15 protein-coding genes are annotated in these 21,999 nt (G+C 61.7%); 6 read left to right on the forward strand and 9 right to left on the reverse strand.

Annotation, left to right across the window (positions count from 1 at the left end; all coding sequences use genetic code 11):
- Window positions 1-35: 35 nt before the first annotated feature.
- The 4 genes from JK176_RS05870 to JK176_RS05885 are packed head-to-tail and all read right to left on the reverse strand — an operon-like array spanning window position 36 to window position 9,440.
- Window positions 36-1,580, reverse strand: a complete 1,545-nt coding sequence (locus tag JK176_RS05870; protein ID WP_194267935.1) for an efflux transporter outer membrane subunit — start codon at window positions 1,578-1,580, stop codon at window positions 36-38.
- Window positions 1,580-4,858: an efflux RND transporter permease subunit gene (locus JK176_RS05875; RefSeq protein ID WP_211586955.1), complete on the reverse strand. Its 3,279-nt coding sequence runs from the start codon at window positions 4,856-4,858 to the stop codon at window positions 1,580-1,582. The genes JK176_RS05870 and JK176_RS05875 overlap by 1 nt, the downstream gene beginning before the upstream one ends.
- A complete protein-coding gene (locus tag JK176_RS05880; RefSeq protein WP_211586957.1) occupies window positions 4,855-8,055 on the reverse strand; it encodes an efflux RND transporter permease subunit in 3,201 nt (1,066 codons plus the stop codon). The genes JK176_RS05875 and JK176_RS05880 overlap by 4 nt, the downstream gene beginning before the upstream one ends.
- 38 nt (window positions 8,056-8,093) lie before the next feature.
- A complete protein-coding gene (locus tag JK176_RS05885) occupies window positions 8,094-9,440 on the reverse strand; it encodes an efflux RND transporter periplasmic adaptor subunit (RefSeq protein ID WP_211586958.1) in 1,347 nt (448 codons plus the stop codon).
- Window positions 9,441-9,735: 295 nt separating this feature from the next.
- Here JK176_RS05885 and JK176_RS05890 point away from each other — a divergent pair, with 295 nt between their 5' ends.
- From JK176_RS05890 to JK176_RS05905, 4 genes are all read left to right on the forward strand, one after another.
- Window positions 9,736-10,026, forward strand: coding sequence for a CsbD family protein (locus tag JK176_RS05890; RefSeq protein ID WP_194267939.1), 291 nt, complete (start codon window positions 9,736-9,738; stop codon window positions 10,024-10,026).
- A gap of 75 nt (window positions 10,027-10,101) precedes the next feature.
- A complete protein-coding gene (locus JK176_RS05895; RefSeq protein WP_211586959.1) occupies window positions 10,102-10,737 on the forward strand; it encodes a DUF4339 domain-containing protein in 636 nt (211 codons plus the stop codon).
- A gap of 147 nt (window positions 10,738-10,884) precedes the next feature.
- The gene (locus JK176_RS05900) at window positions 10,885-11,508 is read left to right on the forward strand and encodes a ribonuclease HII (RefSeq protein ID WP_211586960.1); all 624 of its coding nucleotides are present in this window, start codon (window positions 10,885-10,887) and stop codon (window positions 11,506-11,508) included.
- Complete coding sequence (locus JK176_RS05905; protein WP_211563462.1) at window positions 11,505-12,590, forward strand: DNA methyltransferase; 1,086 nt, start codon at window positions 11,505-11,507, stop codon at window positions 12,588-12,590. The genes JK176_RS05900 and JK176_RS05905 overlap by 4 nt, the downstream gene beginning before the upstream one ends.
- A 72-nt stretch (window positions 12,591-12,662) precedes the next feature.
- Here the strand turns inward: JK176_RS05905 and JK176_RS05910 are convergent, their stop codons facing one another.
- The 5 genes from JK176_RS05910 to JK176_RS05930 form a co-directional block, all read right to left on the reverse strand.
- Window positions 12,663-13,280: an ankyrin repeat domain-containing protein gene (locus tag JK176_RS05910; RefSeq protein WP_194267943.1), complete on the reverse strand. Its 618-nt coding sequence runs from the start codon at window positions 13,278-13,280 to the stop codon at window positions 12,663-12,665.
- A 77-nt stretch (window positions 13,281-13,357) separates the two neighbouring features.
- Entirely contained in the window at window positions 13,358-15,397 is a 2,040-nt protein-coding gene (locus JK176_RS05915) for a VWA domain-containing protein (protein ID WP_211586961.1), read from the reverse strand.
- Window positions 15,394-18,132 carry a DUF4159 domain-containing protein gene (locus tag JK176_RS05920; RefSeq protein WP_211586962.1) on the reverse strand — a complete coding sequence of 913 codons (2,739 nt, stop codon included), beginning with the start codon at window positions 18,130-18,132 and terminating at the stop codon, window positions 15,394-15,396. Before JK176_RS05920 ends, JK176_RS05915 begins: the two co-directional genes overlap by 4 nt.
- On the reverse strand, window positions 18,129-19,055 hold the full coding sequence (locus JK176_RS05925; RefSeq protein ID WP_194267946.1) for a DUF58 domain-containing protein: 927 nt from the start codon (window positions 19,053-19,055) through the stop codon (window positions 18,129-18,131). Before JK176_RS05925 ends, JK176_RS05920 begins: the two co-directional genes overlap by 4 nt.
- A 5-nt stretch (window positions 19,056-19,060) precedes the next feature.
- Complete coding sequence (locus JK176_RS05930) at window positions 19,061-20,089, reverse strand: MoxR family ATPase (RefSeq protein ID WP_211586964.1); 1,029 nt, start codon at window positions 20,087-20,089, stop codon at window positions 19,061-19,063.
- A 152-nt stretch (window positions 20,090-20,241) separates the two neighbouring features.
- Here JK176_RS05930 and JK176_RS05935 point away from each other — a divergent pair, with 152 nt between their 5' ends.
- Complete coding sequence (locus JK176_RS05935; RefSeq protein WP_249194270.1) at window positions 20,242-20,781, forward strand: DUF1285 domain-containing protein; 540 nt, start codon at window positions 20,242-20,244, stop codon at window positions 20,779-20,781.
- On the forward strand, window positions 20,778-21,968 hold the full coding sequence (locus tag JK176_RS05940) for a CCA tRNA nucleotidyltransferase (protein WP_211586966.1): 1,191 nt from the start codon (window positions 20,778-20,780) through the stop codon (window positions 21,966-21,968). Before JK176_RS05935 ends, JK176_RS05940 begins: the two co-directional genes overlap by 4 nt.
- Window positions 21,969-21,999: the final 31 nt, after the last annotated feature.

Consider the following 21,999-nt stretch of genomic DNA (forward strand, 5'->3'; position numbering starts at 1 on the left):
GCGGGTGCCGATGGCCCCGCCCTTTTTTATGATCTTTAGTTCCCGTTCTTGTCCCTCTGGATGAAGGAAGGCAGGAACGGATTATCCGTCTGAAGCGAATTTTTGCTTGGAAGCTGTTGCGTCGTCCAGCCTCCGCCCAGATCCGTCATGAGCTTGACCTCGGCGAGAAACTGCTGCTGCCGCACGCTGAGCTGGGTTTCCTGATACTGAAGGGCGTTCTGTTCGGCGGTGATGACCGTTGTGTAGATCTGCGTTCCGGCGAGATACTCGTTCATGGACACCTGAACGGCGCTTTCGGCGGTTTTCACGGCAGCATTCTGTAAGGCAAGCTGCTGATCGAGATAGCGCAGGCCGGACATCTGGTCCTCGGTGTCCTGAAGGGCTGCGAGAACCGTCTGGCGGTAGGTGGCAACGGCATTGTCGTAATCGGCTTCTGCGCTGCGCACCGCAGCAGAACGCGCGCCGCCCTGGAAGATGGTCTCGCTCGCCGCTGCACCGAGGCTCCATGTGCGTGTAGCGGTCTGGATCAGCTGTTCAAGAGGATTGCCGCTATAGCCATAAGACGCGGAGAGCGTGACCTGTGGGAAGAACGCGCCGATCTCGTACCCGATTTCCGCATTATAGGCTTCCATATTGCGCTCTGCCTGTGCCACGTCCGGACGACGCTGAAGCAGCATGGAGGGTACGGCGACGGGTGCGGCGGGGATCGTCTCGGGGAGGGGAGAGGCTGCCAGTGTGAGTTCTGCTGGAGCCCGGCCCGTCAGCATGGCGATGGCGTGCTCGTACTGTGCGCGGGCGATATGGGCGTTTGACAGGCTGGCCTGCGTCGATTGCAGCAGGTAGCGGGCCTGAAGAACGCTGGTCGGATCCGCGACACCGGCATCAAGCTGGTTCTGGAGGATTTCCAGATTGTGGCGATAAAGATCCACGTTACGGGCATAAAGCGCAATCAGACTGTCCTGATAGCGCAGATCGAAATAATCCTGTGCGAGCTGGAGCTGATAGGACAGCCGCATGTTCGCAACGAGGGCGGCGTCAGCCTGGGTGGCGGCCACCTGCTGCTGAACCTGCCGACGGATCATGCCCCAGACGTCCACGGTCCAGCTTGCGGACGGTCCGGTGGTCCATGTGTTGGACGTGTAGGACTGGCTGGACGTGTAGGGAATGCCGTTACTGGCATTCGAGGTGCTGCCGCCCTGTGAGTTGCGGTTGAAGCTGAACTTGCCGCTCAGGGTCGGGAAAAGCTGCGCGCGGATCGAATCAATCGTTGCGGCCGCCTTGCGGTACTGCGCTTCATATTCTTTCAGGCTCTGGTTGGACGTGGCCACGCGTTCTTCAAGGTCGTTGAGAACGGGATCGTTGAAGATCGTCCACCAGTCTCCTTTGGGCATTTTCGCAAGATCGGGGGCAGCCATCTGCCAGCCCGGCGGCGGAGGCGCTTCCTTGAATTTGGCGGAGATGATGGCTTTCGGACGATGATAGTTCGGCCCGACCATGCCGCCGATACAGCCGCTCAGGAAAGGCAGGGTCGCCGCCCCCAGCAGGGCAGTGCGCAGGGTGGATTTACGGAGGGCGGGCATCAGGACTGTGTTCCCCGGGCTGAAAGATGAAAAAAAGAGGCGACGTGGGCACGCAGACGGCCCATGGCGCGCCCGAACCGGTCGAGATACAGGAAAATGACGGGCGTGCTGTAGAGCGTCAGCAACTGGCTGACGACGAGGCCGCCGAGAATGGCGATCCCCAGCGGTCGGCGGAGTTCGCAGCCATATCCGTTGCCGATGATGAGGGGCACGGCACCGAACGCAGCGGCCAGAGACGTCATGAGGATGGGACGAAAGCGCAGATGGCTGGCCTGACGGATGGCCTCTCTGGCCGACAGCCCTTCACGCTGTGCCACGAGGGCGAAGTCGATCAGCATGATGGCGTTTTTCTTGACGATGCCGATGAGCAGGATCACGCCGATCATGGCCATGAGGGAGAATTCCTCGCCGCAGATCTGAAGTGCCAGAATGGCGCCGACGCCTGCGGATGGCAGCGTTGAAAGGATCGTCAGGGGATGGATCAGGCTCTCATACAGGACGCCCAGCACGATATAGACGGCGGCGAGGGCGGCGAGGATCAGCAGAACCTCACTCCCTGCGGATTTCTGGAAAGCCGCCGCGTTGCCCGCAAACCCGCCGTGAATGTCCGAGGGGACATGCAGCTTCACCATGGCGGCCTGGACGGCATCCACGGCCGTGCCAAGCGAGACGCCGGGTGCAAGGTTGAAGGATACGGTCGTGGCGACGGACTGTCCTTCGTGGCTGACGGTCAGGGCCGTGTTGGTATTGCGCTGGCGTGAGAGGACGGACAGGGGGACCATGTTGTCCACGCTGGTGGCGACGGCTGCACCGCTTGATGCCGATTTTCCACCTGCCAGCGCGTTGGCGACCGAGTTCTGATAGGACTGCTCACTCTGCGACAGGGTCGTGACAGTCGTCGTGGCACGGGCGCGGATGTTGTTCGACGCCGTTCCGCCTGCTGCTGTTCCGCCGGATGTGCTGATCCACATCTGTTGCAGCATCGACGGGTCCTGCCAGTAGCGGGGCGCGGCTTCCATGATGACGCGGTACTGGTTGAGATTGCCGTAGATAATGGAGGCGGCGCGCTGGCCGAATGCGTCATAGAGCGTATTGGAAATGAGCTGTGGCGTGACGGAATAGCGCGCTTCCGTGTCGCGGTTGATCGCGATGTTGATCCCCTGACCGCCCTGTTCCACGTCCGATGTCACGTCCATGAGTTCCGGCAGTCTGGAAAGCGCGGTTACGATCTTGGGAGTCCATTCGAACAGGTCTTCGGCGGAGGGCCCCTCAAGCGAATACTGATAGGCGGCGTCTCCGGGCCGCGAGCCCGTCCGAACGCTGCCGGGAGCCATCAGACGGAGCTGCGCGCCGGGAATGTGGGAGAACCTGCGGGTCAGGCGCTGGATGGTGGTTGCAAGATCGTCCGTACGTTCGGATTTGGGCTTAAGTGCGATGAACATGTTGGCCGAGTTGGCCGAACGTCCACCGACACCGCCCATGACGCCCACGACATCCCGGTCGGACGCGACGCTCTTCATGGCCTTGACCACGATTTTCTGAAGCGCCTGAAATGAGATCGACTGATCGGCAACCACACGCCCCATAATCTGCCCGGTGTCTTCGGAGGGGAAGAAACCTTTGGGCATTTTCACATACAGCACACCGGCCAGCACCAGAGTGGCGGGCAGGGACATCGCGATCAGGAACTGATGCCCCAAGGCCCAGTCCAGCGATTTGCCGTAACCCGACGTGGTGGCGCTGATCATGCGTTCGAGGAAACGGCCGGTTTTCTTCCACAGGCCCGGACCGTTATCGTCCGTGTGGGTCAGGAGCTGGGCGCTGATCATGGGTGTCAGCGTCAGGGACAGGAGCAGCGAAATGCAGAGCGTGATGACCATGGTCATCGCGAACTCATGGAACAGCCGCCCCGCGATCCCGCCCATGAGCATGATTGGCGCAAACACCACGATCAGCGAGACCGTGATCGAAACGACCGTGAACGCGACTTCGGTCGTGCCTTTGATGGCGGCGTCCTGCCGGTTGTAACCCATCTCCATGTAGCGCGCGATGTTTTCCAGAACGACGATGGCGTCATCGACCACGAAGCCCGTCGAAATCGTCAGGGCCATCAGCGACATATTGTCGAGCTGGTACCCCATCAGCGCCATGGCCCCGAAGGTCCCGACGATCGAGACCGGCACCACGATGGCCGGAACCATGATGGCAGAGAGGCTGCGCAGGAACAGCAGGACGACCACGACCACGAGTACGACGGCGATGACAAGGGTCTGTTTCGTATCGTCCAGCGAGGCCCGGATTGTTTTGGAGCGGTCGATCAGGATTGAAATATTGGTATTGCCGGGCAGGGCGGACTGAAGGGCTGGCAGGCGGCCGCGGATGCCGTCGATCGTCTTGATGACGTTCGCGCCACCCTGCGAGAAGACCGTACAGATAATGGCGGCATTTCCGTTCAGATACCCCGCCTGCCGGAGATCTTCGACGCTGTTTTTGACGTCCGCCAGATCCGTCAGGCGGACCGGCTGGTTGTTGCGATAGGCGATGACCAGATCACGATATTCCTCCGCATCCGTCGCCTGATCGTTGGTGGAGAGCATCATGCGCTCGCCATTGGCATCCAGAAAACCTTTGGGCGTATGGGCATTGGCGGAGGCGAGGGCAGCGCGCAGATCTTCGAAGCCGATCCCGTAATGGAACAGGCGCAGCGGATTGATTTCAACACGCACGGCGGGAAGGGACGCGCCGCGGATTTCCACATCACCGACGCCCTGAATCTGGCTGAGCTGCGGGATGAGGATGTTGCTTGCGAAATCGTAGAGTTCCTGCGGCGTCCGGGTGCTGGACGATAGCGTCAAAGCGAGGATGGGCGGACCGTTGGAGTTCGCCTTCATATAGGTCGGGTTGCTGCGCAGACTGGTGGGCAGATCCTGTCGTGCGCCTTGCAGGGCCGCTTCCACGTCACGCGCAGCACCGTTGATGTCCCGTGACAGGTCGAACTGAAGGGTGATGCGCGTCTGGTTGACCATGGATTCCGAGGTCATTTCCGTGACGCCGGAAATCGCCCCCAGATGCCGCTCCAGAGGCCCTGCGATCGTGCTCGCGATTTCGGACGGAGAGCCTCCGGGCTGGTTCGCGGTCACCATGATGACCGGAAAGTCCACGTCCGGCAGATCGGCGACGGGCAGGGCGAAATAGCCCATAACGCCGCCGATCACGAGAGCTACCGCCAGCAGCGTCGTGCCAACGGGCCTCAGGACAAAGAGGCGAACCAGATTCACGGAGCGCCTGTATGAGGGCTTGGAGTCTGGGGCTGCGACGGTGGGCTATGGCGGCGGTGGCGCTGTATGAAGGCGCGCGTTTTCGTCCCCAGTTCATCCATGAACAGATAGATGACGGGCGTGGTGAAAAGCGTCAGAAGCTGGGACATCATCAGGCCGAAAACGATGGCCACACCCAGCGGTCGGCGCAGTTCGGAACCGACGCCCGTACCGATCAACAGGGGCAGGGCGCCGAACAGGGCGGCCAGCGTGGTCATCAGGATCGGACGGAAACGGAGCATCGCCGCCTGCTTGATGGATTCAAGCGGCGTATGGCCTTCCAGACGTTCGGCTTCGAGGGCGAAGTCGATCATCATGATGGCGTTTTTCTTCACGATGCCGATCAGCAACACGATGCCGATGATGCCCATGATGTCGAGATCCATCCCGAACAGATAGAGCCCGATCAGCGCACCGATGGCGGCGGAAGGCAGGGTGGAGAGGATCGTGATCGGGTGGATATAGCTCTCATAGAGAATACCCAGCACGATATAGACCGCGATCACGGCTGCCATGACCAGCCAGACCTCGTTGGACAGCGACGAGCGGAAGGCAGCCGCCGTACCCTGGAAGGCGGTCTGGAATTCCGGCGGCAGACCGATCTGCTTTTCCACGCGCTCGATGGCGTTGGTCGCGGCCCCCAGCGAATAGCCGCTGGCGACGTTGAACGACACGGTCGTGGCCGGGAACTGGCCGAAATGGCTGATGAGCAGTGGGGCGAGGACATGCGTCATCGTCGTCACCTGCGACAGCGGCACAAGCCCCGATGTCGGCTGGCGCGTCGGGCCGGACGTGCTGCCACCGGCCTGCGAGGAAATGCCCGGCAGGTAAAGCTGGCTCAGGGATGTCAGGTCAGTCTGGAGTTTCGGATCGGCTTCCAGAATAACGCGGTACTGGTTGGACTGCGTGTAGATCGTCGTGATCTGGCGCTGGCCGTAGCTGTCATACAGCAGATTGTCGACCGTCTGCGGCGTGATGGAGTATCGCGCGCCGGTCGGGCGGTCGAGCGAAAGCTGGGCGACCAGACCCTCGGCCTGAAGATCGGACGTGACATCCCGCAGCGACGGTTCTTTGCGCAGGGCATCCACGAATTTCGGCACCCAGGTCTTGAAGGTGTCGTAATCCGGGTTTTCCAGCATGAACTGGTACTGCGTGGCGGAAATCGAGGAATCCAGAGACAGGTCCTGAATCGGCTGGACGTAAAGCTGCGCCCCGATCACCTGATCTCCGGTGGAGGACAGGCGACGCATGATGGCTTCGAGGCTGGACGTACGCTGGTCCCGCGGTTTGAGGTTGATCAGGAAGCGGCCGACATTCAACGTCATGTTCTGACCGTCGATACCCACGAAAGACGAGATGCTGGCGACGTCGGGGTCTTTCAGGATCACGTCTCCAAGAGCGGCCTGACGGCTCTTCATCCCTTCAAAGGAGATGGCCTGCGACATCACGGAGATGCCCTGAATAACGCCGGTATCCTGTGTCGGGAAAAAGCCCTTGGGGATGGTCCAGGCCAGAATACCGGTCAGAACAATCGTGCCGAGTGTGACCAGAAGGGTCGTGACGCGGAAGCGCAGCACGACATCGAGCCAGCGTCCGTAACCTGCGATCAGGGCGTTGATGCCGCGCTCGGTGCTATTGGACAGGCGGCTCCAGACCGTGTTTTTCGTGGATGGCGCATGCGTGTCGGACAGCAGACGGGCGCACATCATCGGCACCAGCGTCAGAGCGACGACGGCGGAAATGATGATGGTGATGGAGAGCGTCATCGCGAATTCATGGAACAGACGCCCGACGACATCCTTCATGAAGAGCAGGGGGATCAGCACGGCGATCAGCGAGACCGTCAGCGAGATAATGGTGAAACCGATCTCCCCCGCGCCTTTGAGCGCAGCGGTGTAGCGGTCTTCCCCAGCCTCGACGTAACGGGCGATGTTCTCGATCACGACGATGGCGTCATCGACGACGAAGCCGGTCGCGATCGTCAGAGACATCAGCGACAGATTGTCGAGCGAGAAGCCCAGCAGATACATCGCCGCCAGGGTTCCGATCAGCGACAGCGGAACGGAAAGGCTGGGAATGATCGTCGCCGGCACATTGCGCAGGAACACGAAGATCACGCCCACCACGAGAAGCATGGCGAGCGCCAGTTCGTATTCCACGTCACTGACCGAGGCGCGAATGGTCGTGGTGCGGTCCGTCAGAGGCGTAACGTCGATGCCCGGCGGCAGGTCGAGCTTGAGCTGTGGCAGGACGCGTAGCACGTTGTCCACGACGCCAATAACGTTTGCGCCGGGCTGGCGCTGCACGTTCAGGATCAGCGCAGGCGTGCGATTGGCCCAGGCGGCAAGCTGTGCGTTCTCCGCCCCTTCAACCACCGTCGCAATGTCGCGCACGCGGATCGGGCCGTTGTTCTGATACGCGATCACCTGATTCATGAGCTGTTCGACGGACTGGATCTGACCGTCGATGCGCAGGGAGGTGGAGCGCTTGGGACCGTCGAAGGTACCGGTCGGGGAGTTGACGTTGACCGTGCTGATGATGGTGCGCAGCGTGTCGATTGCGATGCCGTAAGAGGTCAGCTTCGGAATGTTGACCTGAATCCGGTACGCCTTGCGATTGCCACCCGACAGGGTGACAAGACCGACGCCGGAAATCTGGCTGATCTTCTGTTCAAGCCGCGTGTTGACGTAATCTTCGACTTCAGGAAGCGGCAGCGTTTTTGACGTGATGCCGAGCGTCAGGACGGGAGTGTCTGCCGGGTTGACCTTCGCATAGATCGGAGGGGCGGGCAGATCGCTCGGCAGCAGGGAAGTTGCGTTGTTGATCGCGGCCTGAACTTCCTGCTCGGCCACGTCCATCGACATGTCCAGCCCGAAGCGTAGCGTGACGACCGAAGCACCACCAGAAGACTGAGACGTCATCTGGTCCAGCCCGGCCATCTGGCCGAGCTGGGTTTCCAGTGGTGCGGTGACGGATGTGCTCATCACGTCCGGCCCGGCACCCGGATAGAATGTCGAGACCGTGATCGTCGGATATTCGACCTGCGGCAGGGCTGAGACGGCCAGAAAATGATAGCCGAGCAGGCCGCTCAGCAGGATGGCGAACATCAGGAGGCTGGTGGCAACCGGGCGCTCGATGAACAGGCGGGACGGATTCACGATCTTGATGTTCCCTGTTTGACTGTTCTGGACGTCGGTCAGTGGTTGCCGGTGTCGGCGGGTGAGGACGGGTCGTTCTTCTGCTGGGGCGCATCCGAACTCTGCTGTCCGTCACGATGATGACGGTGCTGGCTGGCGCTCTTGTGCTCGGCTTCCGTCGTCTGCGCTGCTGCGGACGAGGTGTCGGGGATGGAGACCTTCTGGCCAGGGCGCAGATGGCTGACGCCATCCGTCACGATCCGATCGCCGCTGCTCAGACCCTTTTCGATGACGGCGTTCGTGCCATCGGTCGTGCCGACCGTCACGGGCACGACTTCCACGGTCATGTCAGGCTTGACGCGATAGACAAAGCGTCCGTCCGGGCCTGTCTGAAGAGCATTTGCGGGCACAAGCAGGGCGTCATGCAGCGTCGTGACCAGCAGATGCGGGTTGACGAACTGGTTCGGGAAGAGGTGCTCGTCCTCGTTCGCAAAGATACCACGCATCCGGACCGTACCGGTTGCTGTGTCGATCTGACTGTCGAGCGCCTTGACGGTGCCGGTGGCGATTTTGTGAGTGTTGTCGCTGTCCCATGCTTCGACGGATAGTTCGCCGGTCTTGTCCAGATATTTCATGACCTCCTGCAGCTGGTTCTGCGGAACCGTGAAGATCACGGAGATGGGCTGCATCATCGTCAGGATGGTAAGACCGCCGGACTGGCCAGCCGTCACATAGTTGCCGACGTCGAGCACGCGAATACCGACACGGCCCTCGACAGGCGCAATGATGTGACAGTACATCACGTTCAGTTCGGCATTGCGGACATTGGCCCGGTCGAATTCGACCTGACCTTCAAGCTGCTGCACCGTGAACTCCTGATCGCGCGCCGTCATGGCGGAGGTCGAGTTCTGTTTGATCAAGCGCTGGTAACGGGCGTTGTCCACACGGGCCTTTTCAAGCTGCGCCATATCGGCGGCCAGTGTGCCGCGATACTGGGCGAGCGTGGCCTCATAGGGGCGCGGGTCGATCAGTTCGAGTTCGTCACCCTTATGGACGTGCTGGCCTTCCTTGTAATAGACGGCCGAGATATGGCCGTTGACGCGCGGCGTGATCGTCACGTTTGTCACGGGGACGACTGTGCCGAGCTCCTGAAAGATCACGGGCATGTCGCCAGTATGGACGGTTGCGACGGCAACGGGCTGCACGCTTCCGTCGGCTGCGGCACCACGACCATGTTTGTGCGTTGCCCCATGAGGGCGGAAGATCGCGAACAGGATCAGAAGAGCAATCAGAAGAACAACGCCCCAGAGGATCCAGCGCCGACGGCGGGACCGCGCAGGAGGGGGAGAAGACTGGGCGGTGCTGTTCGTAAGGCGGTCGCTGGAGCTGGCCGTCTGCTGATCCATGGTGGTTCTGTCTTTCCGCATAGCAGAGCACAGGGCTCTCAGGCGACGATGTTATGTGTTTTCATGCTTATACGGCAGGAGGCCAGCGCCTGCCATGACGCGACCTTAAATCCTGTTCAGTTTTGGTAATGAAAATCAAAATGACCAAAAATGATACTTTTCGTTACATTTGTGGATATGAGGTTCGCCGTAGGGCTTGTCTCTTTTCGGTGCAACGATCATATCGGGTTGGAACCGGATGTCTCTGTTATGCGTTTGCATTGAGGACAGGTTAATCCGGACAGAGGAGAACAAAATGGCCGATACAACTGAAACGAAGGTCGAAGGCCTTGTGGATGAAGCCAAGGGCAAGCTCAAGGACGGTTTTGGCGGCTTGACCGGCGATGCGAAGCTTCAGGCCGAAGGCAAGTTCGATCAGCTTTCCGGCATGGCACAGCAGGAATTCGCCGATCTGTACGACGAAGGCGAAACCAAGCTCGAAGCCGCAACGGCTTTTGTGCAGGATCGTCCGCTGATCTCGCTGGTGATCGCCACGGTTGTCGGAATGATCGTTGGCGGTCTGCTGTTCGGCCGTAAAAGCGATTGAGGTCCAACAGGCGTTTCGACCATAGGGACGTCTTTGTGCTAGAAGCCTTCCGGAGTAATCCGGGAGGCTTTTTTCATGGAATGGTTTTACGACAACAACGGGCAGCAGGCCGGTCCAGTCTCCCGTGAGGAAATCCTGCGCCTCATCATGCAGCGGCAGATCAAACCTGAAACGCTCGTCTGGACACAGGAATTCGGCTCAACTTGGCGTCCGGCCAGCGCGGCGGGGCTCGTCTCTCCGCTGACGGGACTTCTGCGGATGTCTGCGGGAAGTTCGGAGCACTGGGCCTGGGCGCTTCTGGTGGGGCCGTGGCTGATCCAGCGCCTGACGTTGCTGATCCTGGACTGGCGCCAGATCCCGGACAGTGGCCGGGTAGGGCCGCTGTCCGTCGTCGGGATGATGTCGCTGCTCCTGTTCTTCATATCGTTCATGCTGGACCGCAATTCCCTTCGCGAAAGCGGAAAGACACCGCCGGGTTTCTGGTGGTGGCTGTTTCTGCCGGGATATTTCTGGAAGCGGCGCCAGATCGTCGGCCGGGGGCTGTCGCTGCTGATCGTCAGCCTGGTGCTTCTTGCGGTCAATGTGACGGAGAAAATCTATCAGTTCCCTCAGATCGAGAAGGAACTTCAGATGCAGCATGGACAGACGGCTCAGCCCGCTCCATCGGCTCCATCAGAGCCCGGTCAGGAAAACCAGCAGGAAGAGCTCTGACACCGTAGGTAAAAGAGTCTTTCCCACCACACTTGACATATTAAACTTAGAACAAACGCATTTTTGGGCTTCCCTTTCGAGTCGCCATGATTCAAAACCGATTCGGTCACCTGATTTCGCGGTGATCTGTCGGGGAGACGCTCACAAATGCCGGATTACGCCCTGGAAGCTGCCCATGGGGGGCTGGTCGTCGGGATCGACGAAGTCGGGCGTGGTCCTCTGGCCGGGCCGGTTGTGGCCTCTGCCGTGGCTTTTACGGCACCGCCGTCTGACACTCTGTTTGCCCTTCTTGATGATTCCAAGAAATTGACGGCCCGGCGCCGGATGCTCGCCTATGAGGCCCTGATGGCCGACGAACAGGCGCTAATCGGCATTGGTGCGGCATCCGTTCTGGAAATCGAGCAGATTAATATCGCCCAGGCCTGCTATCTGGCCATGCGCCGGGCGCTGTCCCGGCTCGGCCGAATGCCGGACCTTGCCCTCGTGGACGGCAAACATGCTCCGAAACTGCCCTGTCCCATCAAGATGGTGATCGGTGGCGACGGGATCAGTCTGTCCATTGCCGCAGCCTCCATTATCGCAAAGGTAACGCGCGACCGCCTGATGGCGCGTCTGGCCATGCGTCATGATGCCTATGGCTGGGAGCGCAATGCGGGATACGGCACGGCCGCGCACATGCAGGGCCTGAAACTCCGTGGGGTGACACCTCATCACAGGCGCGGGTTCGCGCCGATACGAAACATGATTGAAGCAGAGGCACACGCAGCATGAGCGGTGAATTTCCCGTCGACCAGATCCTGCGTGGAGAATGCATCGAAACGATGAAGACGCTGCCCGATGGGAGCGTGGACTGCATTTTCGCCGATCCGCCGTACAACCTCCAGTTGCGCGGTGAACTGCGCCGTCCGGACGAAACCGTTGTGGATGGTGTGGACGACGACTGGGACAAGTTCGCGGATTACGCGACCTATGACAATTTCACGCGCGAATGGCTCAGAGAAGCGCGCCGGATTTTGCACAAGGACGGCACGATCTGGGTCATTGGCTCCTATCATAATGTCTTCCGTCTAGGCGCGATTATGCAGGATCTGGGGTTCTGGATCCTCAACGACATCGTCTGGCGCAAATCCAACCCGATGCCGAATTTCCGCGGGCGGCGTTTTACGAACGCGCATGAGACGCTGATCTGGGCGGCACGTGGTCCGCAGAGCAAATATCGATTCAACTATCAGGCTATGAAGGCCCTGAACGACGATCTTCAGATGCGCTCTGACTGGTATTTGCCGCTCTGCACGGGCAATGAGCGCCTAAAGAACGAACATGGCCTGAAACTGCATCCGACACAGAAGCCGGAAAGTCTGCTGCATCGCGTTCTGGTGGCGTCGACCAATGCCAATGATGTGGTGTTGGACCCGTTCTGCGGAAGCGGTACGACCCCGGCAATGGCCAAGCGTCTGGGGCGTCATTACATCGCCATCGAACGGCACCCGGATTATGTCAAGGCAGCGCGTGAGCGTGTGGCGCGTGAAGAGCGTCTGACCTCCGAACAGCTTGCAACGACGCCCGCCCGGCGAGAAATGCCGCGTATCCCGTTCGGAAGTTTCGTGGAGACGGGCGTTCTACCCGCAGGGACGGTGCTCTACGATCGGCAGAAGCGTCTGAAAGCAACCGTGACCCCGGATGGTACGCTCGTATCGGGCAACCAGCGCGGCTCTATTCACAAGCTCGGCGCAGGTCTGACGGGCGCGCCGTCCTGCAATGGCTGGACGTTCTGGTATTTCGAGCGCGACGGTCAGTTCGTTCAGATCGACGTCCTGCGTCAGGAAAGTCAGGCGCTGCGCAACGTCGGCTGACGGAGAATCAACACTCATAAAAAAAAGCCGGAGAAAATTCTCCGGCTTTTTTTATGTCTGGATCAGGAGCGTTTAGTGCCCTGCAAAGCCGAGGAAGCCGATTGAAGGATCGGCCTTGCCGCCGCTTGCGTCGAAATGCGAGGAAGCTGCGACGGCGGCGCGTTTGGGCGTGACGGATTTCCCGCCGATCGTCAGATGACCGCTGCCGTTCTTCATCTCCACACCCTGATCGGACACGCTGTTTTCGATCTTGCCGTCCGGATTATAGGTCCGCATCGACAGCAGCAGGAACATGATGTCCTTGCGGTTCAGGTCGATGGCCATGTCCAGCGGCGTCTGGTCCAGAACATTGTGCCCACCCATATCGGCGCCGCGGTTGAGCGCTTCTTTCGCCGCGTTGAGGGAGCCACGGTTGATCGCATCGAACAGAGCGACAGTCGGGTTCACGTCGGCCCGGGCATGACCGGCATCGTCGTCGGAGGATTCTGCTCCCGGAAGAGCGGAAGGCGGCGCGGCGCGCTGGGCGGCCTTGCGGGCTTCGGCTTTCTTCTGGTTGGCCTCGGCTTCCTGTTCAGCCTCGGCGTCGTCGGCATCCTGAGCCTGGGCGTGATGCCAGGGTACGAGAATCGTCGGCGTCATTGCCAGAGCGGCAACGAGCAGCAGGCGGGGCAGGGTGGGGAGCAGTCGCATAAAACCAATATACTGTGATCGTTCGTCCTGCGCGAGTCTGCAGATGCCTCTCGGAGGTGCCGGATTGTGACATTTTTTCAATGACCTTCCCGCCACCAGCCGATTGCGAGGAAAATCAGTGCCGCAAGGAGGGCCGCCCATGCCGGAACGAGGTCCGTCGTCCGCGTCTCACCTGCGACAGCCGCCGTGGTGACGGGCAGGCCCATCCAGTCCGAGCCGCTCATGGCCGAGCCGATGGGAACCTGTTTCAGATGGGGCGTATGATCCGCAACCCACGCCACGGTTCCTCCCGATGCCTGAGCACTGGCGCCCATGATGGTCGCGGTGGCGCGCAGGTCCTGCCGCTCGATCGGGTCGTGAGAAACGGGGCTGGCGAAAGCAACCAGACCATCCTGCCGGACACTCCAGATGCCGGGTGTTGTGGCGGCCAGCGTGGCGTGCCAGACGCCATCCGTCTGTTTCAGGGTAACGGGTGTGCGCTTTCCGTCCGGCGCCGTGACGAAAGCCTCAGGCGAGACAGCCTGTCCCGCGGCGTGGCGCTCGATGTCGAGTTGACCGTTTTCGATCCGGGCCGTCAGGCGGTTTTCTTCAAGGTCCGGCTCTTTCATGAGCCAGTGTGACAGCCGCCGCAGAAGTTCGGCCTGCGGACCGCCACCGCCTTCGCCACGAGACCACAGCCAGAGCTGGTCCGACATGAGCATGGCCACGCGCCCCCGCTCAACACGGTCCAGCAGCAGAAGCGGCGCGCCATCCGGACCATGCATCAGGTCTTCGCCATGCGACTGGTCCGGCCGGAGGGCACGATACCAGGGGCCCCAGTCTTCCGTTAGGCCCGCCGTGACGGGATGGGTTTTGCCCAGAGCAGTCAGGGACGGACGGAAAGCCTGTGTGACGACCCCGTCCGTCCCGACATGGGCCGGAAGAATCTGTGCGAGGCTCGTATCCTGAAGGGTTCCCTCCTGCGTGAATTCAGGCCCAGCCGTCACCAGCAGTCCGCCGCCGTTGCGGACATAATCGGCGATATTGGTCAGGTATTCGTCTGGCAGAATGTTGCTATTGCGAAAGCCGTCCAGAATGATGAGATCGAAACTGCGGATCTTTTCCTGAAACAGTTCGCGGATGGGGAACGGAATCAGCGCCAGATCCGACAGCGGGGTGCCATCATCCGTGTTGGGGGAGCGCAGAATGGTGAAGTGGACGAGATCCACGGACGGATCGGCCTTCAGAAGCCGGCGCCAGACGCGCTCGCCCTGATTGGGAACGCCGGAGACCAGCAGCACCCGCAGCCGATCGCGCACGCCCCGGATCCGCACAACGTCGCTATTGTTTTCCGTAGACGCCTCGCCGGCCAGCGGCGAGACGGACAGGCCGACAAGCGTTTCGCCAGGATGCTGGACCGGGACCGTGATATCCTGTGGCGTGCCCGTCCGGATCGGGCGGGTTTGCGGCGGGGCATCGCCCGAGCGGATCGTGAGAACGGCGTCGGCTGCACCCGGAGCGCCCAGATCGTCCACCTGAACGCGGATTGTGGCGTTCTGTCCGACGATGGCATAGGGCGGCGTGCTCAGGATACGCAGGCGACGGTCCTGTTCTTCGCCCCGTGCCGTCAGCAGAAGATGCAGCGGCAGTTTCTGTCCGTCCGGTCCCTGAAAGCGTGCCGGGAGATGGGCCGGAACGTCATGATCCATGCCGTCCGTTACGACGATGGCACCTGCGAACCGGCCCTGCGGCAGATCCGCATGGTCCAGCGCCTCAAACAGGCGGGTGCCGTGGCCTGTGCCGCCGGGAACATCGACGCGATGCAGGGTCAGGCCCGGAAGACGGGCCGCGTCCTGCATGATCTGCCGTGCGGTCTGATCCGCGATGGTCGTGCGGGGCCCGACCTGCATCGAGGCTGAACGATCCACGACCAGCAGCGCATCCTGCGGCACCGGGCGGAGCACCGGATGAAGCGCACGCGGTCCGGACAGCCATCCCAGAAGGGCCAGAACAGCGAGAGCCCGCCAGAGCATCCCGCGCGCGCCACGAAGGGCACCGTAAATCGCGCCTGCAACACTCAGTGCGGCCAGCGTCGCCAGCAGCCAGACGGGCAGCATCGGAGAAAGGTCGAACATCATGGCGCGTCCTCCTCGTCGGCGGTGTCGGAACTGGGTGTGGCGGGTGTCGCATCCGGGCTGCCGAGGCGGCGGAGCATTTCAGGATACTGGGCCTGATCGTTCTTGTAGTTTCCGGTCAGGGCGTAGAGCACCATGTTCACGCCGAAACGATAGGCCTGCGTGCGCTGGTCTTCGCCCCCGGGAATGACGGCGAACGGATGGTTGCCCGACCCGTCCACGGCCCAGGCATGCGCCCAGTCGCCATTACCGATGATGACGGGGCTGACGTCATCATTCGCCTCGTCCCCGTTGCGCGCGACATAAACCGGCTGCCCGGCAACGCGACCGGGAAAGCCGCTGTGCAGCAGATAGAAGGTGTGGGCCAGAACGTGTTTGTCCGTCAGCTTGGCGAGTGGGGGCACGACAAGGCCATCGGTCACGCGCTGCAACGCAGCTCGGGCGGCGGCGCTGGTGCCGGAATCCGTGTCGGTGCCTGCGCCCTGTTCGTCGATCAGCAGGATCCCGCCATGTTCCATGAAGGTATTGAGCGCTTTCGTTCGTTCGGGATCGGGCTGCATATCTGGCGTGATCGGCCAGTATAGGAGCGGATAGAACGCCAGATCGTCCTTGCCCGGAACGACGCCATCGGGATGGCCGAGCGTCGCGGAACTGCGGGCGCTCGTATAGTCGGAGAGACCCTGAAGTCCTTCGCGGGAGACGGCGTCGATATCGTCATGGCCCGTAAGAACATAGGCCAGTCGCGTTTCGAGCGCGGCCTGCGGCACGGTTGCCGGAAGCGGAGGCGTTGTCTGTGCCGGAGTTTGAGCATGGGCCATCGGCAGAAGTAGCAGACCTGCAACCGCCAGGGCGCCGAGCAGACCGCGCCGCCGCAGGGACAGGATCAGATCCAGCAGCAGCAGTAGCAGACCCGCCGCCATCAGCGCGGGGCCGATCGGACGATCCGCATGCGCGCCATCAGGCAGAATCCGGGTGCCGAGCAAAGGCTCCTCTACCATCGGCGAAGCAGCGTCACCGAGATTGAGTGCGCGCGTTCCACGGGCTGGACCATAAAGCCCGGCAGGATGCGTGACGGAAACATCCGTATGCGCCAGATCCGAAGCGCGAATGGAGCGTGCAGCCTGTGGCGGCATGACGAGGCCTCCATCGCTGCCGACAATACGCCACGGTGCCAGTTCCGCCGGACCGCCGCCCGCCACGCCAGCGGAGCGTTCGATCAGACGCTCCAGCATGTCGGGAAACAGCCCCGAAAGCGGCACGTTGGACCAGTCGGGCGAGGGTGTGACATGGAACAGCACGATCTCTCCATTGCCTTCCGCGCGCGCAGTCACGAGCGGGGTGCCATCGCTCAGAGCCGCCCAGACATGATCCGTCAGCCCCGTCTCGGGCTTGGCCAGAACCTGTCGCGAAACGGTGACATCGGGCGGAATCGTCAGGTCCGAAAACGGCGAAGTTTCGGGGAACGGTGCCAGCGTCTGGGGTTTCCCCCACGACATCGGGCCACCCAACTGACGCATTCCACTCATGAGATGGACGGGGAGAAGCGCATCGGAGGTCGCGTCGGACGCGGCGGTCTGATCGGCGGCGAGACCCGGGCCTGCGAAGCGGACGAGCATTCCGCCATGCCGCACCCAGTCCAGAACGCGATGGCGCGTCTGCTCGCCCGAAAGCGCCCCATCCGTAGCAATCAGAACCGACAGGGGCGCGCCCAGCAGGGCCGTGGCATCGCCGCTATGCAGGTCCGCAATCGGTTGCAGGGCGCGATTGAGGAAGAACGCCGATCCGACAAGAGGTGTGGCGTCGCCGGGCGTCTGGAGAATACCGACCGGACGGCGGTGATCGGCCTGTCCCATCAGATGCACAGCGGCAGGGCCGGTCGCGCCTTCAAGTGTCAGACGATCGAGCTGGTTACGCAGCAGGGCGGGGAGGGAGAGCGTCTGGTCCTTGCCGGTCGTGAGGGGATAGGCCGCAAGTGTGCTGCCATTGGCGTTGACGGCATGCAGCGTCACGGTCCGGGCCGGGCAGGGCAGTGTGTCGACTTTTGCATGAAGCGCGCCGTCCTGACCTGTCGCGGCGTCAAGGCGCAGGATGTCACAGCCGTTCCAGCGCATATCCTGAACGGACCGCGCCTTCGCAAGTGCGCCACGCAGCGCGTCGTCTCCCATCGTAGCCAGACCGTCCGAGAGAATCATTACGCGCTGGTCCGACAGATCCCGGCCCCCGAGCAGCGCGGCCAGCGCCTGACGGTCCGTCGGCCAGGGCTGCGGACGTAAATGTGAGAGATGCTCGGACAGCGCATGGGGGTCATGCGTCGTGAAGGCTTCGGGAATCGCGCCGTCCGGCGCGCGCGCGGCATGCAGGAACGTGACGTCCTGACCGTTGCGGATCGCGGTTTCGCCAAGCGCAAGCGCTGCGGAAATGCGGTCGGTCCAGTGCGGAATGGCGGCCCAGCCATCGTCGAGAATGAGGGTCAGCGGTCCATTGCCGGTTTCGGTTTGATGCGGCGTCAGGACAGGGCGCGCCAGCCCGAAAATGATGAGGGCCACCGCCACCATGCGCAGAATCAGAAGCCAGAGTGGGGAACGGGCGGCGTCCTCCCGCCGGGCCGTGAGCCGGTTCAGGATGAGCAAGGACGGAAAGGACTGTTCCTGCGGCGCGGGTGGGGTTGCCCGCACCAGCCACCACAGCGCAGGCAGTGCGAGCAGACCAAGCAACAGGAACGGAGCAAGAAGGATCATCGGCCGCCTCCAAGCGCCATGTGCAACGCTAGAAGGGCCGGAAGCGGGTTCTGCGACGTATCATGCACGATGCAGTCGGCATGGAGCGACGCCGCACTCTGTTTGAGGGCCGCGAGATGCGCGTTCATCGCCTGCTCATAGGCCGGGCCGAGGCTTTCCATGGCGGGAAGAGTCAGAACACCCCCTTCGAGTCCTTCAAACCGGATTCGTCCTGTGCGTTTCAGTTCGCGTTCCGCCGGGTCGAGAATGCAGAGGAGATGGGTTCGTACCGGGCGGCTGGCGCAGGTCTTGAGAAACGTATCGATCCGGTCTTCGTCCCACAGGAAATCGCTGATCACCACCAGATCGGACCGTGGAGGAACCAGAGACATGCGGGGAAATTCTGGCTCATCCGCATCCTGACGCAGAAGGGATGCCGCCAGTCGCGGGAGAACCTGACGTCCGGCAAGGGCGCGTCCAGCCTCGATTCCGGTCAGCAGACCCGCGCGTTCGCCGCCGCGCAGAGACGCGGATGCCAGCGCCAGCGTGCAAAGCTGTGCGCGCTCTGCTTTGGTTGGCAGGGTATCGGAAGACCGCCACCGCATGGAGGGCGACGGGTCACACCACAGCATCAGCGACTGGGCGTTTTCGCGCTCGCGCTCACGGACCCAGAACGTGTCTTCAACTGGCGAGCGGGCAGACTGACGCCAGTCGATGGACGTTGCGGGCTCGCCGGCATGATAGGGCCGGAACTGCCAGAAATCCTCGCCCGGTCCTGAACGTCTGCGGCCATGAACACCGCTTTGCAGGCTGGCGGCGATCTTTTCGGCTTCAAGAACGAGTGCGGGCAGCGGCAGGCTTTCCGCCTGCGCGGTCGGAGCGCCGGAACTGGCGCCCCGGTTGCGGCGGAAGAAACTGCGCAGGGTATCGGACGGACTTTTCACGGCGATCAGAGGAGAGCCTGAGCCTGCTTGCGGATCAGGGCTTCGCTGTCCGTTCCGGCGGCACGGGCGCCAAAGCCCAGCCCGATACGATGGGACAGGACCGGGCTTGCAAGGGCGACAACGTCATCAAGGCTCGGCGCCAGACGGCCGTCCAGCAGCGCACGCGCACGGGTGGCGATCATCAGCGCCTGAGCCGCGCGAGGGCCCGGTCCGAATGACACGGCCTCCCGGACTTCCGGTGAGGCGGACGGATCTTCTGGGCGCAGCGAACGCGTCAGGCTCAGGATCGCATCCACGATCTGATCGCCAACCGGCAGACGCCGGACAAGGTTCTGGGCCGCGAGCAGACTTTCGGCATTCATCAGGGCAGAGACCGTCGGCGTCGTGGCGCCTGTCGTCTGAAGCAGCATCTGCCGTTCCGCGTCCCGGTTCGGAAAGCCGAGGCTGATCTGAAGCATGAACCGGTCGAGCTGGGCTTCGGGCAGGGGATAGGTGCCTTCCTGCTCTATCGGATTTTGGGTCGCGAGAACATGGAAGGGGCGCGGCAGGGCATAGTCCTTGCCCCCCTGTGTGACCCGACGTTCCGCCATGGCCTGCAACAGGGCGGACTGGGTGCGAGGGCTGGCGCGGTTGATTTCGTCGGCAAGCACAAGCTGGCCGAAGATCGGGCCGGGCAGGAAGCGGAAGGCGCGTCGTCCATCAGCATCCTGATCGAGAATTTCGGCGCCTGTGATGTCCGACGGCATCAGGTCGGGCGTGAACTGGATGCGCGTGGCGTCCAGACCCAGAACCTGTGAGGCCGTGTTGACCAGCAGGGTCTTGCCCAGACCGGGCGCGCCCATCAGAAGTGCATGACCACCGGACAGGATCGTGACAAGAACCTGTTCGATGACGCTGTCCTGGCCCAGAACAATGCTGCCGATGGCCTGACGGACATGATGGAGAACCGGAGCCAGACGATCGGCTTCTGCCACGTCCGCCTCGCCCCGCAGGGTGCCGGCGGAGACGCCGGAAGAATATTGCTGCTCGCTCATAATGCCAGTCTGACAGGTGTGGGGGTTTCATCAAGGCTCGATTGCACCCAAGTTGGTGTGAGAAGAGAGTTTTTATGCAGTTGGAGGGAAAATTGAGCGATCATCAGTTCCGGCAGGCGGCCCGGCCTGACGTCTTCGCGGCTCCAGATCCGCTGGTGGCACCGTCCTCCTTTCCCGACTGCTCGTCCACGGCCCCTCGAAAGCTGCCCTTTCTGATCCAGCGCGACGGGACGTGGCTGTATCGTGGCTCTGCGGTAAAGCGCAAAGCCATGCTGTGCATGTTCTCGTCCATGCTGACCCGCGATCCTGAAGGCATCTACTGGCTGAAAACGCCGATGGAACAGGGGATCATTCAGGTCGAGGACGCCCCGTTCGTGGCGGTCGAACTGGATTTTCGCGGAACTTGCGGTCGCCAGCAGAATCTCTGTTTCCGCACCAATATGGACGAACTGATCTGCATCGGCCCCGAACATCCGTTGTCCTGTGACTGGGACCGGCCTTCGGAAGAGTGTGCGGGGGTGCCTTACATCCATGTGCGGGATGGCGAAGGCGCCTTGCCAATCCAGGCACGGGTGACGCGCGCGGTTCATTATGAACTCGCGGCTCTCGCCGTTCCCGGTCATGTAAAAGGAAAGCCCTGTCTCGGTGTCTGGAGTCAGGACTGCTTTTTCCCGCTTTCGCGGCCTGCATGACACAGAGCTCTGGTCTGCTGGAGCGGCTGCCGGATCGGAAAGGTCTGGACCGGATCTGGAGTGTCCTGCCTGAGGCCCGTCTTGTTGGCGGTTCCGTTCGTGATTTGCTCGCAGACGTTCCTGTCCATGATCTGGACCTTGCGACTCCAGAGCCTCCCGAGGACGTTCAGCATCGGCTGAAAGATGTGGGAATCCGGGTGATCGCGACCGGCTTGTCCCATGGAACGGTAACAGCGGTGCTGGATGGTGTTCCGTATGAGATCACGACCCTGCGTCGTGACGAAGAAACGGATGGACGTCACGCAGTTGTGGTCTGGACGCAGGACTGGACGGAAGATGCGGCCCGGCGCGATTTCACGATCAATGCCATGTCGCTGGATCGTCATGATCGTCTCCATGACTATTTCGGAGGACAAGAGGATCTGAAGAATCGTCAGGTCCGTTTCGTGGGGGACGCATCGCGCCGGATTGCAGAAGACGCCTTGAGAGCACTGCGTTTCTTTCGGTTCGACGCGCGTTATGGAAACGGCAATCCTGACCGCGCTGCCTGTAAAGCCGTGTCAGAGCAACTCGGACTGATTGGGACGCTTTCTGCCGAAAGGGTCGCGTCTGAACTTTTGAGAATACTGTCGGGTCCGCGCCTTGCGGAAACAATCGCAGCAATGGCAGCGGTCGGCCTCTTGCCGGTGATCCTGCCGAACCCGGACCCGGTGGATTTGAATCGTTTGCTGAACTGCGGTGCTCCGGAAAATCCTTTGCTCAGGTTATTCGCCCTTTGCCATAAAAGCAGCCGGGAGTTGTCTGGACGACTGAAACTTTCCAACGCAGATGCGGCAAGAATTGAAGTTTGGGCTTCAGACAGACCGGTTTTGTCTCTGAGCATGTCTGACGATGACCTGAGACGGCTACGCGCGGAGCAGGAGCTGGATCCGCTTGTGGAGCGGAGCTGGCTACAACAGGCCCGTCTCGTGGGCGGACCTGACAGCACCTGGGATCGGTTTCGCTCCAGATTGCAGGCGCTGCCACAGCCGCAGTTCCCGTTATCGGGCAAGGATGCTCTTGCTCAGGGGATCCTGCCGGGGCCGGGAATGGGGCAGTGGCTGAAAAAAGGCCGGGACTGGTGGATGGCGCAGGGATGTCTGCCAGATCGGGCGCAGTGTCTGGCCTATCTTGCCGGATATCCGTGAGATCGCGGTTTCGTCCTTTTCGCAAGGTTTG

The organism is Gluconobacter sp. Dm-73 (genome assembly GCF_018256215.1).
Lineage (GTDB): Bacteria > Pseudomonadota > Alphaproteobacteria > Acetobacterales > Acetobacteraceae > Gluconobacter > Gluconobacter cadivus.